At 62.8% G+C, this 13,594-nt stretch carries 13 protein-coding genes; 8 read left to right on the top strand and 5 right to left on the bottom strand.

Annotated features, from left to right (window positions below; translation table 11 throughout):
- The first annotated feature begins 83 nt into the window (after nucleotides 1-83).
- Nucleotides 84-1,307 carry a serine hydrolase domain-containing protein gene (locus tag AB0H22_RS06405; RefSeq protein WP_358145542.1) on the top strand — a complete coding sequence of 408 codons (1,224 nt, stop codon included), beginning with the start codon at nucleotides 84-86 and terminating at the stop codon, nucleotides 1,305-1,307.
- A gap of 20 nt (nucleotides 1,308-1,327) precedes the next feature.
- Here the strand turns inward: AB0H22_RS06405 and AB0H22_RS06400 are convergent, their stop codons facing one another.
- Nucleotides 1,328-1,996 carry a TetR family transcriptional regulator gene (locus tag AB0H22_RS06400; RefSeq protein WP_358145540.1) on the bottom strand — a complete coding sequence of 223 codons (669 nt, stop codon included), beginning with the start codon at nucleotides 1,994-1,996 and terminating at the stop codon, nucleotides 1,328-1,330.
- A gap of 154 nt (nucleotides 1,997-2,150) precedes the next feature.
- Between AB0H22_RS06400 and AB0H22_RS06395 the strand changes: the two genes are divergently transcribed.
- The 4 genes from AB0H22_RS06395 (at nucleotide 2,151) to AB0H22_RS06380 (ending at nucleotide 7,457) form a co-directional block, all read left to right on the top strand.
- Nucleotides 2,151-2,582 carry an MmpS family transport accessory protein gene (locus AB0H22_RS06395; protein ID WP_358145538.1) on the top strand — a complete coding sequence of 144 codons (432 nt, stop codon included), beginning with the start codon at nucleotides 2,151-2,153 and terminating at the stop codon, nucleotides 2,580-2,582.
- Nucleotides 2,579-5,473, top strand: coding sequence for an RND family transporter (locus tag AB0H22_RS06390; RefSeq protein ID WP_358145536.1), 2,895 nt, complete (start codon nucleotides 2,579-2,581; stop codon nucleotides 5,471-5,473). Before AB0H22_RS06395 ends, AB0H22_RS06390 begins: the two co-directional genes overlap by 4 nt.
- A 303-nt stretch (nucleotides 5,474-5,776) precedes the next feature.
- Nucleotides 5,777-7,054 (top strand): trypsin-like peptidase domain-containing protein, encoded by a 1,278-nt coding sequence (locus AB0H22_RS06385; RefSeq protein WP_358146109.1) that lies wholly within the window; start codon nucleotides 5,777-5,779, stop codon nucleotides 7,052-7,054.
- A gap of 190 nt (nucleotides 7,055-7,244) precedes the next feature.
- Nucleotides 7,245-7,457: a CsbD family protein gene (locus tag AB0H22_RS06380; RefSeq protein ID WP_180749167.1), complete on the top strand. Its 213-nt coding sequence runs from the start codon at nucleotides 7,245-7,247 to the stop codon at nucleotides 7,455-7,457.
- A gap of 24 nt (nucleotides 7,458-7,481) precedes the next feature.
- Here the strand turns inward: AB0H22_RS06380 and AB0H22_RS06375 are convergent, their stop codons facing one another.
- From AB0H22_RS06375 to AB0H22_RS06365, 3 genes are all read right to left on the bottom strand, one after another.
- Nucleotides 7,482-8,285, bottom strand: coding sequence for a transglutaminase family protein (locus tag AB0H22_RS06375; protein ID WP_180749166.1), 804 nt, complete (start codon nucleotides 8,283-8,285; stop codon nucleotides 7,482-7,484).
- 117 nt (nucleotides 8,286-8,402) lie between these two features.
- Nucleotides 8,403-9,290 carry a formylglycine-generating enzyme family protein gene (locus tag AB0H22_RS06370; RefSeq protein ID WP_358145534.1) on the bottom strand — a complete coding sequence of 296 codons (888 nt, stop codon included), beginning with the start codon at nucleotides 9,288-9,290 and terminating at the stop codon, nucleotides 8,403-8,405.
- Nucleotides 9,291-9,307: 17 nt separating this feature from the next.
- Nucleotides 9,308-10,672 carry a DoxX family protein gene (locus AB0H22_RS06365; protein ID WP_358145532.1) on the bottom strand — a complete coding sequence of 455 codons (1,365 nt, stop codon included), beginning with the start codon at nucleotides 10,670-10,672 and terminating at the stop codon, nucleotides 9,308-9,310.
- Nucleotides 10,673-10,812: 140 nt separating this feature from the next.
- On the opposite strand from AB0H22_RS06365, the gene AB0H22_RS06360 reads away from it, so the two are divergent.
- Nucleotides 10,813-11,232 carry an MmpS family transport accessory protein gene (locus AB0H22_RS06360; protein WP_358145530.1) on the top strand — a complete coding sequence of 140 codons (420 nt, stop codon included), beginning with the start codon at nucleotides 10,813-10,815 and terminating at the stop codon, nucleotides 11,230-11,232.
- On the opposite strand, the gene AB0H22_RS06355 is transcribed toward AB0H22_RS06360, so the two are convergent.
- Complete coding sequence (locus AB0H22_RS06355; RefSeq protein WP_180749163.1) at nucleotides 11,225-12,124, bottom strand: alpha/beta hydrolase; 900 nt, start codon at nucleotides 12,122-12,124, stop codon at nucleotides 11,225-11,227. The genes AB0H22_RS06360 and AB0H22_RS06355 overlap by 8 nt on opposite strands.
- Nucleotides 12,125-12,249: 125 nt before the next feature.
- Here AB0H22_RS06355 and AB0H22_RS06350 point away from each other — a divergent pair, with 125 nt between their 5' ends.
- Both AB0H22_RS06350 and AB0H22_RS06345 read left to right on the top strand, forming a co-directional pair.
- Nucleotides 12,250-12,864, top strand: coding sequence for a L,D-transpeptidase family protein (locus AB0H22_RS06350; protein ID WP_358146107.1), 615 nt, complete (start codon nucleotides 12,250-12,252; stop codon nucleotides 12,862-12,864).
- A gap of 43 nt (nucleotides 12,865-12,907) precedes the next feature.
- A complete protein-coding gene (locus tag AB0H22_RS06345) occupies nucleotides 12,908-13,588 on the top strand; it encodes a L,D-transpeptidase family protein (RefSeq protein WP_180749161.1) in 681 nt (226 codons plus the stop codon).
- Nucleotides 13,589-13,594 lie beyond the last annotated feature (6 nt).

Genomic DNA, 13,594 nt, shown 5'->3' with positions numbered 1-13,594 from the left:
CGACATCTCATCGGCTTTACTCTCGGGTAAAGCTGATGTGGCAGGACCGCCGAAGTTCCTTCGTCAATCGATTGGGTCAGTAGATGACATCCGAGCCCGAATTCTCTGCCGATCTGCCGGAGATCAAACCCAGGGCCCCTCGTGAGCTATTGGTAGATAACAGATTCCGCTTGTTGGGCAAGGTCTTCGGTGCGCTCTTCGGCAACCGGCCGGCCGGCGGTGGGGCCTTGGCGGTCTATCACCGGGGTGAGAAGGTTGTGGATCTCTGGGCGGGCACCAGCGACAAGGACGGCACCCGTCCGTGGTTGCCGGAGACGTCCGGCGTCATCTATTCGGCATCCAAAGGGCTCTCATCCCTTGTCATCCACCGTCTCGCCGACCGCGGCCTGATCGACTATGACGCCCCGGTAGCGCAGTTCTGGCCCGAGTTCGGCGCCAACGGCAAACGCGCCGTGACGGTACGTGCTGTTCTCAACCACACGGCCGGACTATCGCAGATAGTCGGAATAGCCGACAGCCTCGACGAGGAACTCGATCACCGTCTGATGGAGGAGCGTCTGGCCGCGGCACCCCTGGACCGCTTGGCCGGAAAACCGGCCTATCACGCGCTGACCATCGGCTGGCTGCTCGCCGGTCTGGCACGAGCGGTTACCGGGCAAGATATGCGGGACCTCTATGCGCAAGAACTGGCTGCGCCATTGGGCCTTGCCGAACTGCACCTGGGTCGCCCACCGGGGCCACAAGCCATCCCGCTGGCGCAATTCGTGGATCCGATAGGCGGTTTTACCAGGGTTTTCTCCGAACGCTGGCTCGCTCGTGCCGTGCGCGGCCCCGGTTTCGTGAGATCACTGGCGAGCAGTTTCTACGCCGGTCCCGGTATGTCCCAGACGATTGTGGACGCCGACTCCGTAGCCCTCGATGCGCAGATGCCCGCTGTCAACGCCGTGGCATCAGCCGAGTCGCTGGCCAAGCTTTACGCGGCAGTGGCAGGCGACGGCAGTGTGGATGGCGCGCGGCTGCTTTCGCCGTCCGCGGTGGCCTCGTTCACACGAAAGCCAAGCCTTCGCGTCGATGGCGTGTTACACGTTCCGATGATGTGGCACATGGGATTTCACTCGATGCCGCTACCGCTGCTGTCGAGTGGTTTCGGTCATGTGGGACTGAACGGGTGCTTCGGGTGGGCAGATCCCACGCGTGAGTTGTCAATCGCGCTGGTGCACAACCGATTGCCGTCGACCGTACTTTTCGACCTACTCGCGTTCCTTTGGCTCGTTCCGCTCGCGGCGCGAGCCGTACCGCGACGGTGAGATCTGGGACGGACAGGCAATCAGGAAGTGCGCTTGACCAGGGCGCCGGCGATGAGTCGGGCGAGCATGGTTTCCAGGTCGGTGTCGAAGTTCAAATGGATATCCGCCAGTGCGGGATCGGCCTCAATGGCGGCGATGGCGCTGGCTGATGGTCGCGCATACATCCACAGCGCGGAGCTCGTGACCAGGATGGACAGGGACACACTCTGGGCATCTTCACCGAGCTCGGGGATGTAGCTGTGGATGGCCTCAGTGAGTGAGGTGATGCTGTCGCGGGCGGATCGCCGGAAACACAGCAGCGTCTCGTCCGCGACATTCTGCTCCAGTACGCCCGGCTGAGCGGTCATCAAGTCGCACAGCACCGCATGCTGCCGCAGCGACTGGCTGAGCAGGATGGCCACGTGGTCGGCCCTCTCCTGCGCGGTACCGGAGTGCGTGTCGTGAGAGAGCTCCGCCACAATTTCGGTCACCCAGCACCGCAGTGCGGCATCGAGCAATTCCAGCAATACGGCCTCGCGAGACTCGAAGTACCGCACCATTGCAGACTTTGCCAGGCCGGTGCGGCGGCTCAGCTCATTCAGGCTGATCTGGCTGACCGGCATGTCGCTGAGCATCGACGATGCGGTTTCCAGGATGGCTTGCCGGCGGATCTCGCGCTGCTCCTCACTGCGCGCGCGCCGGAAGGTCATGGCCCGATGTTAGTGCGCCGCCGGTCACCTCATAGTGAACCGCCGGTCTATTAACGTGGTACGGTTCCCGCCGTAATAGACCGGCGGTACACAATGTTGTGTCGCCGGTTGTTCGGTAGTGGCCTCATCGGCAGGTGCAGAAGGGGATGCGCGGGTGTATCGACTGTTGAAGCGGTTCTGGATTCCGCTACTGCTGGTGGTCGTTGTCGGGATCGGCGGATACGCGATCGCGCAGATCCGTAGCTCCATAAATCCCCCTCCTCGCAAACCGGGCGAGGGATCGGGCATCACCGCGAACTTCAACCCGAAGCACATCACCTATGAGGTCATCGGGTCGGGCGGCACTGCGAACCTCAATTACCTCGATGAGAACGGGCAACCCCATCTCGTTGAGAATGCTTCACTTCCTTGGTCTTTCACGATCGTGACAACAATGCCATCCATGTCGGCCAACATCGTCGCGCAAGGCGATCTCAACGTCAGCGGTCTTGGGTGCCGCGTGACGGTCGACGGGGGCGTGCGTGACGACCGATCCAGTACCGACAAGGTCAAACCGTTCATCTACTGCTTGGTGAAATCCGTATGAGCAACGTGCACGCGAAGCCGCACCGGCCGTTTGTCGGCCACATGATCCGGATATTTTCGTTGCCGATCATCTTGTTCTGGGTCGGCCTGGCGGTCATCCTGGGCACGGTCACGCCGTCACTCAACGAAGTGGCAGCCACCAGGTCCGTGCCGCTGAGCCCGCAAAACTCGGAGTCGTACCAGGGGATGCTGAACATCGGCAAGGTGTTTCAGCAGTACGACTCGGACTCTTCGGCGATGGTCGTCCTGGAAGGCGACGACAAGCTCGGCGATGCCGCGCACAAGTACTACGACGACATCGTTGCCAAGCTCAAGGCCGATCACGAGCACGTGCAGAACGTCCAGGACTTCTGGAGTGATCCGTTGACCGCGGCGGGCTCGCAGAGTGTGGACGGTAAAGCCGCCTATGTGCAGATCTTCCTCAATGGATCACAGGGCACCAGTGCCAGTTACGAGTCTGTCGCAGCGGTGCGCGAGATCGTCAGCTCGGTGCCCGCGCCGCAGGGCATCAAGGCTCATATCGCCGGCACCTCCGTGCTGAACGCCGACACCCAGGTTGCCGGTCACCAAAGCATGGCGACGATGGAATTGGTGTCGGTGGGCGTGATCATCGTGATGATCCTGTTTATCTACCGCTCCATCGTCACGATGCTTATATCCATGGTCATCATTGGCCTGGAACTGTTTGCTGCACAAGGTGTTACGGCTACTGCCGGATATCTGAACATTATCGGTCTGACCCCCTATGCCGTGAGCATGGTGACGATGCTGGCGCTGGCTGCCGGTACCGACTACGTGATCTTCCTATTCGGCCGCTATCACGAGGAAAGGTCAAAGGGGCGCAGTCGCGAAGACGCGTATTACATTGCTTACCATGGCGTCTCGCACGTCATTCTGGGATCCGGCCTGACCATTGTCGGCGCGTGCATGTGCCTGAGCATGACTACGCTCCCGTACTTCCAGAGCATGGCCTTGCCGTGTGCGATCTCGGTTCTGGTGATCGTTGTCGCGGCGCTGACGCTGGCGCCCGCCGTCCTGACGGTGGCCTCGAAGTTCGGGCTTCTCGAACCCAGGGGCAAGCTCTCCACCACGGGTTGGCGCAAGGTCGGTACCTCGGTAGTGCGCTGGCCCGTTCCCATTATCTTGGTGACCAGCATGATTGCGATCATCGGCTTCATCAGCCTGATGACCTACGTGCCGCAGTACAACGATCAGAAGTTCACGCCCGCCGATATGCCGGCCAACCGCGCGATGGATGTCGCCGATCGCCACTTCTCTCAGGCCCGTATGAACCCGGAACTGTTGATGCTGGAGGCCGACCACGACCTACGCACCCCGGCAGACATGCTCGTCATCGACAGGGTGGCCAAGGGCCTCGTCCATATGCGCGGTATCGAACGGGTGCAGACGATCACCCGTCCGCTGGGCGCGCCGATTGAACACAGCTCGATCCCGTTCCTGCTCGGTGCTCAGAATGCGGGCACGCTGCAGACAGCAAAGTTCAACAACGACAGCTCTGCCCAGATGCTTGAGCAGGCCGACGAGCTGAGCAAGACCCTCGCCAGCATGGAGCGGATGTACAGCCTCATGCAGGAGCTCACGGGCACCATGCACAGCATGGTGGGCCGGACTCACGAGATGGAGGCAACCATCCAGCAGATGCGTGACAATTTGGCCAATTTCGATGATTTCTTCCGGCCGCTGCGCAACTACCTCTATTGGGAGAAGCATTGCTTTGATATCCCGATCTGCCAGTCGCTGCGGTCGATCTTTGATGTTTTGGACAGTGTTGACGTGCTCGCCGACCAAATGCGCGGTCTTGTCGCCGATATGGATCACATGGATCAGCTGATGCCCCAGATGCTGCCGGTTCTGAGAACGACCATTGATTCGATGGGCAGGATGCGCGATTTCATGATCGCCATGCATAGCACTCAGGCCGGCACTCAGGCCCAACAACAAGAATTGGCCAAGGGCTCCACGGAAATTGGCCTCTACTTCGACCAGGCCAAGAACGACGACTTCTTCTATCTACCGCCGGACGTGTTTACCAACCCGGACTTCAAACGCGGGCTCAAGATGTTCGTATCACCGGACGGCAAGGCAGTCCGATTCATCATCACCCACCAGGGCGACCCGGCGTCGGTCGAAGGCATTGAACACGTCCGTGACATCAAAGGTGTTGTCGCCGACGCGGTGAAGGGCACACCTCTGGCCAATGCGAAGGTTTCACTGGCCGGCACCGCATCGATGTATGCCGACATGCAGGACGGCGTGACCGTCGACCTAGCGATCGCGATCCTCGCATCGATGATCCTGATCTTCGTGATCATGGTGCTGATCACGCGCAGTGTGGTGGCCGCCTTGGTGATCGTTGGCACCGTTGCCGCATCCCTGGGTACGGCCTGTGGTCTGTCAGTGCTGTTGTGGCAGGACATCCTTGGGCTGGGTGTGCAGTGGATCGTGATCCCATTGTCGATGGTGATCCTGCTGGCCGTGGGTTCGGACTACAACCTGTTGGTGGTTTCGCGACTCAAAGAGGAAATCCACGCCGGGCTCAACACCGGCATGATTCGCGGCATGGGCGCCACCGGCCGCGTCGTGACCGCCGCCGGACTGGTTTTCGCGTTCACCATGATGTCGATGATCGTCAGTGACTTGCGGGTGGTCGGTCAGCTCGGCATGACCATCGGTATCGGCCTGATTGTCGACACACTGATCGTGCGGGCTTTCATGACGCCGGCCATCGCCGCGGCACTAGGGCGCTGGTTCTGGTGGCCGATCAACACCTTCGAGATCGTTCGGCGTGGCCGCGACGTTCAGTCACAGGAACCGACGACGGCACCGCTTCCTGTGGCGGATGCGGGACCACACTCGCAGCACACCCCCTGAAAAGTCTTGGGCTGCAGAGAGGAAATTCTCAGCCTGACCTCAGTGGATGCAGGCACTCTGACAGTGCGTACCAGAGGCGGACAGTGCCCTGACTGCATCTTGAGGAAGAAGGAACTATCCATGAACTACCAGCCTGGGCATCCGCCGTACGGAAACGAATTCCCATTGGGGCAGCACGGCTATCGGCAGATACACGGTGCATCGCCTGATACCCGGACACGCTACGCCTATGGCGAGACATTCCCGGACCGTGCCGAACTGGCTCCGAACCCCCTGCGCCGGAAACGTCTTCGCGCCATGGGGTTGACTTGCGGCGCCGTTGTGGTGGCCATCGCCGCCAGCGCCACCACGGCCGTCGTCGTGGTGAACCGCTCCGGGCACCCCGCCCCCGTAGCGCAGGTATCGAGCCCAGGAGTCCCCGGAAAGCCATCACTGCCAACGGGTTCAATACTTGGACAACCGGGCGGCACGCCTGCGGGCAACTCGGTCGAAGAGGTCTCGGCCAAGGTGTTGCCCAGTGTGGTGCAACTCAAGGTCCAAAGTGGGCAGCAGGGCGAGGAGGGGTCCGGCATAGTCCTGAGCGCCGACGGGTTGATCCTGACCAACAATCACGTCGTGGCCGCAGCCATGTCGGGTAGCGGCGATCTGGCGCCCTCGGCTCCCGCGCCCCGCGGGCCGCGCTCTAACCTTCCGCCCGGCATCCTTCCCGGCGAACAGCTGCCCGGCGGTTACCGGGACGGGTACGACGGCCAGGAACCGGATGGCTCCGATGGGCCCAACACCCGGCCTTCTGTCCGCTCTAGTAACGGCGTCAAGGCGACGGTGACCCTCGCCGACGGCCGTACGGTGCCGTTCACCGTGGTCGGCGCCGATCCCGCCGATGACATCGCGGTGGTCCGTGCCCAGGGCGTTTCCGACCTCACCCCGATCACCATCGGTTCGTCGAAAGACCTGAAGGTCGGACAGAACGTTGTCGCCATCGGCTCGCCCCTGGGTCTGCAGGGGACGGTGACAACCGGCATCATCAGCTCACTCCGTCGCCCGGTCGCTACCGGTGATGAGCAGAGCGGCCAACATTCGGTGATGAGTGCCATCCAAACGGATGCGGCTATCAACCCCGGCAACTCCGGCGGCGCGCTCGTCGACATGAACGGTGCGCTCATCGGTGTGAACTCGGCGATTGCTTCGCTGTCCGGGGGTCAGGACTCGCAGGGCGGCGGCCAGGCCGGCTCGATTGGCCTGGGCTTCGCCATCCCGGTAGATCAGGCGAAGCGCATCGCGGACGAACTGGTTTCCACCGGGACTGTGCGGCAGGCCTCGCTGGGCGTGCAGCTCGGCTCCGACCAGAACACACCTGGCGCGCTCGTGGCAGGAGTTATCCGCGGCAGCGCGGCGGCAACAGCCGGCCTGCCCAAGGGTGCCGTGATCACCAAGGTCGACGATCAGGTCATCGACGGCCCCGACGCTCTGGTGGCCGCGGTTCGCTCCAAGGCTCCAGGGGACAACATGACGCTCGTCTACGACGACCCATCGGGAGCGTCGCGGACGGTCCAGGTGACCCTGGGGCAGTCGGAAACGTAACGGTCGCTGACGACTCAGTCCCGCGCGAAGGCGGCCTGCGCGTCCGCGTCGTCAGTGAGGCGGACTCATGGCACCGGCGGGATTCCGTGCGTAGTGTCGAAGATGGCGTTGACGATAACTGCCGGAAATCGATGTGATGAACCTTCGGCTCACGCCTGTCTAGGGTGGAATACAGAAAGGGTTGAAACACATGGGAATTGCTGACGACGCAAAGAACACGGCGGATGACCTCAAGGGCCGTGCCAAGGAAGCTGTTGGAGCGGCGACCGGTGACGAAGATCTGAAGGCCGAAGGCCAGGTCGATCAGGGGATCGCCGCGGTCAAGCAGAAGGTGACCGATGCGGCGGACAAGCTCAAAGAAGGCGTGGACGCCCTCAAGGACAAGTTGACCGGGAACGCCTAGCGCTTCCGGCTGCTTGCCCGGGTGTCATCGCATCGAGATGAGTTGATCGATGTGATCCTCGGGTAATTCACCGTCAACCACGGCGGTAACGAACGTTTCGTTCAACACGATTTGTCCGCCGTGGTTGTCGAGGAATGCCGTGTCGGCGGCGTCCCGTCCGGTGGTAATCCGAACCATTGTTTCTCGGGGTGCCAGGCAGGTGGCGTCCACTACTCGCCATCGGTTGTCGACGACGGCCTCGGCGACTGCGTGAAAGTCCATGGGATCACAGCCCGGCGCGTACACCGCAACAAGCCGGGCCGGCACTTTGACGGCTCGCAACAGCGCCACCACCAGGTGTGCATAGTCGCGGCAGACTCCCGCCGCCGCCAAGAGGGTATCGACGGCACCGTCGATGGGGTCACTCGATCCTGGTGAATACGTCAAACGTGCACCGACCCAGGACGAGACCTTCTCCAAGAGAACTCGGGGTTCGGTGTGCTCACCGAATTCTGTTGCCGCGAAACCATAGAACTTGTCGGCCTCGGCGTAACGACTCGGGCGCAAGTACGTCGACAGGTCCGCGGCCTCGACAGGTACTTCGTCGGCCTGTCCGAGAATGGTTGCCGCATAAGAGACTTTGAGATTGCCCCCACCGACGTAGAGTCGGTGGATGCGGTTGCCGTGTTCGCCCGCGACCTCCTGGGCCTCCACCTGCTGTCCGTTCAGCTCCAGCGACAAGCTCTCCGTTACCTGGGCGCCAGGTAACGGCGCCACAGCGATCTGGAACTCCAGTGTCGATGCCGCCAGGACGTCCACGTTGAGCTGGGCTCGAACATCGCGCTTCATACCGTTCCTCCCCATAAAGTCAGTGGGCCCGCTTGTCGTGTCGAGCTACAAATGTGCTGGTTGGGACGACCGTACCGGCTGAGTGCCCTATTGGCACAAGTGGCGGCGACGGGCCCACTAGGACCGGTCGACCACGCAGCGGAAACCGATATGGGTGGTCGCGCTGTCTTGCGACTGTGGTGAGCGTGCTGCGGGCCGGTAGCGGTGGCAGTACTCGGGCGCGCACAGATGCGAACCGCCCTTGAGCGTCTGGTTCACCGAGGGATCCGGGTCGTTGGATGGGCTGCAGCACGATTTCGGCGCGGCCACCCCCGGCTCGAAACGGGTCGACGTCCATTCCCACACGTTGCCGATCATGTCGACAAGGCCAAACCGATTGGGTGGGAAGGTGCCTATAGGAGAGGTACCGCGCCAGCCCAGTGCCCCGTCGTTGCGATACGGGAACTTGCCTTGCCAGGTGTTGGCCATCAATTGCCCGTCCGGGGCCACCTCATCGCCCCAGGCATAGATCGTGGCACTGCCGCCGCGTGCGGCGTACTCCCATTCGGTTTCGGCAGGCAGCCGCCGGCCCGCCCAGCGGGCGTAGGCCACCGCGTCGGTGTAGGCCACCTGCACCACTGGATGATCTGTGGCGCAGTCGATATCGCTGTCCGGACCGAATGGGCGCCGCCAGCAGGCGCCCGGAACCCAGTCCCACCATTGCTGCCAGTCGCGGAGATTGACGGGGCCGCCCGTCGCGCGGAATGTCATGGCCCCGGGTACGAGATCGTCGGGCGCGGCACCGGGGTAGAGGGCTGGGTCCGGGGCCCTTTCGGCGACGGTCACGTACCCGGTCTGCGCGACGAACTCGCCGAACTGAGCGTTGGTGACGGGGTGGCGTTCGATCGCGAAGGCATCGACCGAAGCGATGCGCTCGGGCATCTCCTCGGGGTAGAAGGTGTTGCAGCCCATGGGAAATGACCCACCCGGTAATTCGATCAGTTCGGTCAGTGGCACTGCCGCCATGTATTGGTTCTATCAGATCACCGGTTGTAGGGCGCTTCCTGCACCCAATTGAAGCCGCGTTCCACGAGTGGGAACGAGTTTGGGTCCATCCTGGTGACGCGCAGATGGATCGTGTGCCCCGCGTAGTCGTCGCCGTCGACGATCATTTGGTTCGGTTGCCCCGGCCACCAGTACGTCAGCCTGATCCGCACCGGGTTCTCCTGGTAGGTGCCCAGCTCGATTTGGTGGGTGAGATCGATGAAGTGTTTCCGTGTGTCGATGGTGCCGCCGAAGACCTCGAACGAATCGTCCATACGCTGCACCGTCACCATCACCGGGGCGGACACATGGAATGGCTTATCGAATATCACTCTGCGCCAACGGATCTTGTCGGTTAGTAGCGGATCGCGGGAATAGCCCTCGGCGGAGAAGGTCTCCACCTGCCAGATGCCGTAAAGGTTGGGTGTGGGTCTGGTGAACTGTTGCCATCCCTGCCCGCCGAACGCGGCAAGCAGCGCCAGGCCCACGCACATCTGTGCGGCGAGCGCGATCCGGTTGGCCCGAGGGTGCGTGAACAGCTGCATTGTCGTGGCCGCTGGAACCGCGCGATCGGTGAAGAAGGCCGTCAACAGCCGCCGTGCGTAGGGAGCCAGTAGGAAAAGACTCAACAGCAGCAGCTGTGAGGACACCGTTTTGAGGCGGATGTCGTAGGTCATGTTGAGGATGAAGACCTGTGTCAGGTCGACGACACACACGAGGGCCCCGGCAGCGGCGGTTCGGGGCAGCAGCAGGAGCAGACCGCCGAGTACCTCGGCGAGACCGAGCAAGATTTGGTACGGCTGGGACACTCCTACCTGCGCCCACAGCACTCCGGCGGGGCTGAAGTTGCCGTACGGCTCGACGAGCCGGTTGAGCACGAAGGGCATCTGCGTCGGGATTACCTTCGCCATCCCGAAATAGAACATCGCGGTGGCGAGCACAAGCCGCAGGACCGTCCAGACCCATGCCTGTAGGCGGTCGTAGTGTTGCCGGTTTCGGTCGAGCACCGTCCAGATCGCCGTCGCGATGGCAGCCAAAGCGGCGATGCAGATCAGCGCCGTCCATTGGAATGCGCTGTCGCTGCCTACCTGGGTGCTCTGGACGCTCAGGCCGAGCAGATGTTCTCCGATCCACGCGATGGGCGCGCGGACCGCGTGGAACAGTCCGCGGATAGCCGACCATGGCCCGTCGATTCCAATGCCCGCCAGGATGATCGGGACGAGCCCCACCACCACCGCCAGGCCGAACGCGCCGAAGTAACAGGTCCCGAACCGGAAAGCGACCAGCGTCGCGGTGCCCCACCCCGGCCGCACGTGGCCCTCGCCCTCATCGCCGACTAGCGCGGCGCCCCCCTCGTTGCTCATCACCCCATAGTCCGGACGGAGAGGGAATTGCTCAAGTATTCGCCGGACAAGTGCTCTCGATCACGGCCTCAGCTGGCGCCCAGAAATCGCTGTAACCTGCCTAACGATCTGTAACCCGAACTGACATCACGAGGTGTTCCATGACCGTCCGTCAACTACTCGCCGCGTCCGCCGTGGCCTCAGCCTGGGCGCTCAGCTTCCCGGCATCGGCACACGCGGACGACAAGACGGTGACCTACGAGATCGTCTCGTCGACGGCGACCACCGCCAATGTCCAGTACTACGATGGCACCGAATTGCAGGCGACCGACAATGTCACTCTGCCGTGGAAGGTGGACGCGACCGTCGGCGATCTGTCCCGTGGCGCCAAGAAGCCCAACCACGCGGAGGTCAAGGCCGACTGGCGTTCCGGCCCGACACCGGATGCGGCCGTCACGGTCCGCATCTATCTGAACGACAAGGTGGTCTGCCAGAGCACGACCGGTACCGGTGAAGCCAGCTGCAATTACGCGACCTTCTCGTCCTACCTGGACACGGCCCCGCTGGCACCGCCTAAGTAGTCACCCGGTCGATGTGTTCGAAGAAGTGCGTCAGCACCGCCTCGGGCGCCTCGATCTGCGGCCAATGGCCGATGTTGTCGTCAAGTAGCACCACGTCGGGGTCGTGAATGACCTCGAGATAGCGCTCGGCCATATGCCGTCCGGAGTTCGGGTCGATGGGCCCGTCGATCAGCCGCATCGGTACGCCGGTTTCGCGCATGGCACGCACCCATCGGCTCCGGTTGGTGTACCGGTCGGTGATGAACCGGCCCACCTGATGCGTGACGCGCGCGCCGTCGTTGTACTCCAGCACCTGCTGAAAGAGAGATAGCAGCCGTGACGACGGTTTGGTGTCGGGGCCGAACATCTCGCTGACGGCGGCATCCAGAATGCGGCGCGACAGCGGCGTGCCCTGGAATCTGCTTGTCAAGTCGCCCAACGGTGTTCGTGACATCAACGTCTGTACGATCCGGGGGCGATAGGCCTCGATGAAAAGGCCGCCGTTGAGCCATGTCACCGAATCAATAGGCACCCGACCCCGCGACTGTTCCTCGAATTCGAAGCGCGCCAACAATTCCTGGCCCACCGAGTTCCCCAGGTCATGGGTGAGCAGGTGCACCCTTTCGATGCCCAGATAGGACAGCAGCGCCTCATGCATATCGGCGTGATCGAGAACCGAGTATCCGTACTGAACGGGCTTGTCGGAGAAGCCCATTCCGATCATGTCTGGGGCGATGACGGTGAACCGCTCCACCAGCTTCGGCCAGATGAGGGCCCAATCCCATGAGTTGAAGGGATAGCCGTGAACGAGTAGCAGGGGAGGTCCGCTGCCCTCGACGCGATAGAAGATGTCGAAACCCAAATAGTCGAAGTAATGCCCGGCGGCTTTCCATTCTTCGAGCTCAGCGTCCATCGCCGAAGTATACCGATCGGTCTGTGGCGTAACCGTGTCCCAACCTTGACGGGCTGGAGAACAACATCGGCCAGGATGGAGTCGTGTTCCGTCTTCTGACGCTGCCATGCGCCGCCCTCCTTGCTCTGGCCACCGTGCTTGTCGCACCCCCCGCCTCCGCGGAACCCTTCGTGCCCTGGTTCGCCCAGTCCGTCGGCAACGCGACGCAGGTGGTCGCGGTCAACGGCGCCGGCGGCTCCAAGGCCAAGATCGACGTGTTCCAGCGCAGCGGCAACGAATGGAAGGCCGTGTCCACGGGAATCCCTGCGCATGTGGGCTCGGCCGGATTCATCGACAAGGCACGCGAAGGGGCATCGGCGACCCCCAACGGCGTCTACTCGCTGGACTGGGCCTTTGGTACTGCACCGCCGCCCCCGAGCGGGCTGCGCTACGTCCAGGTCGGACCGAACGACTGGTGGGACGGGGATAGCAACAGCCCCACCTACAACACGCATCAGCAGTGCGCCAAGGCCGAGTGCCCGTTCAACACCTCGCAGAGCGAGAACCTCCCGATCCCGCAGTACAAGCACGCCATCGTCATGGGTGTGAACAAGGACAGAGTCCCCGGCGGCGGCTCGGCCTTCTTCGTCCACACCACCGACGGCGGCGCGACCGCGGGCTGCGTATCTCTCGACGACGCCACCCTGGTCCAGTTGATCGGCTGGCTGCGGCCGGGAGCGGTTATTGCCGTTAAAGGTTAGTTACTAACAGGCGTTTTCCAGGTTGAGCCATCACCATGGTTGGGTGTCCGCAATCCGCCTGCTGCCGTTGAGCGTTGTGCTGCTGGCCGCGGCATGCGGGACCGGCCCAGGGGTACAGCCAGCCGCGGTGGTTCCGGCCGCTGCGGCGCAGGCCACGCCACCGCCGTGGTTCGCACAGTCCGTCGGTACCGCAGCGCAAGTGGTGTCGGTCCAAGGGACAGGTGGCACCAAGGCGGTTATCGGCATCTGGCAGCGTGCGGGTGACACCTGGGAACCCGTCGAGCAGGAGATCCCCTCCGATATCGGGGCGGCCGGGTTCGCGGATACCGCGAGCGATGACAGCCCGGCGACCCCCACGGGTGTGTTCAGCCTTGACTACGCCTTTGGCACCGAACCGTCGGTGGCCCGCAGCCTGGACTACCTGCACGTCGACGCCGACGATTGGTGGGATGGCGATCCGGCCAGTGCCGGCTACAACACCCACCAGCGGTGTGCGGAATCCACCTGCACATTCGACACATCGCTGAGCGAGGAGCTCGACGGCTACTCGCGCGCGATCGTCATGGGCGTCAACAAGTCGCACAAACCCGGCGGCGGATCGGCGTTCTTTGTGCATGCATCTGACGGCGGACCTTCCGGCGGTTGCGTGACGCTCGATGACGCCGCACTTGTCCGACTGATCGGCTGGCTACGACCGGGCGCAGTCATCGCCATCAAGGGATAGTCGCGG

Origin of the sequence: Mycobacterium sp. NPDC050853, assembly GCF_040653875.1 — a bacterium.
GTDB lineage: Bacteria > Actinomycetota > Actinomycetes > Mycobacteriales > Mycobacteriaceae > Mycobacterium.
Note: the sequence above shows the minus strand (reverse complement) of the source record. Positions and strands in the feature narration are given on the sequence as shown.

Bases quoted from the DNA above. Each gene is read 5' to 3' on its own strand.
- AB0H22_RS06360 (WP_358145530.1), top strand. From the start codon at position 10,813: ATGACCGTCCGTCAACTACTCGCCGCGTCCGCCGTGGCCTCAGCCTGG.
- AB0H22_RS06355 (WP_180749163.1), bottom strand. From the start codon at position 12,124: ATGGACGCTGAGCTCGAAGAATGGAAAGCCGCCGGGCATTACTTCGAC.
- AB0H22_RS06380 (WP_180749167.1), top strand. From the start codon at position 7,245: ATGGGAATTGCTGACGACGCAAAGAACACGGCGGATGACCTCAAGGGC.
- AB0H22_RS06375 (WP_180749166.1), bottom strand. From the start codon at position 8,285: ATGAAGCGCGATGTTCGAGCCCAGCTCAACGTGGACGTCCTGGCGGCA.
- AB0H22_RS06400 (WP_358145540.1), bottom strand. From the start codon at position 1,996: ATGACCTTCCGGCGCGCGCGCAGTGAGGAGCAGCGCGAGATCCGCCGG.
- AB0H22_RS06405 (WP_358145542.1), top strand. From the start codon at position 84: ATGACATCCGAGCCCGAATTCTCTGCCGATCTGCCGGAGATCAAACCC.
- AB0H22_RS06370 (WP_358145534.1), bottom strand. From the start codon at position 9,290: ATGGCGGCAGTGCCACTGACCGAACTGATCGAATTACCGGGTGGGTCA.
- AB0H22_RS06390 (WP_358145536.1), top strand. From the start codon at position 2,579: ATGAGCAACGTGCACGCGAAGCCGCACCGGCCGTTTGTCGGCCACATG.
- AB0H22_RS06365 (WP_358145532.1), bottom strand. From the start codon at position 10,672: ATGAGCAACGAGGGGGGCGCCGCGCTAGTCGGCGATGAGGGCGAGGGC.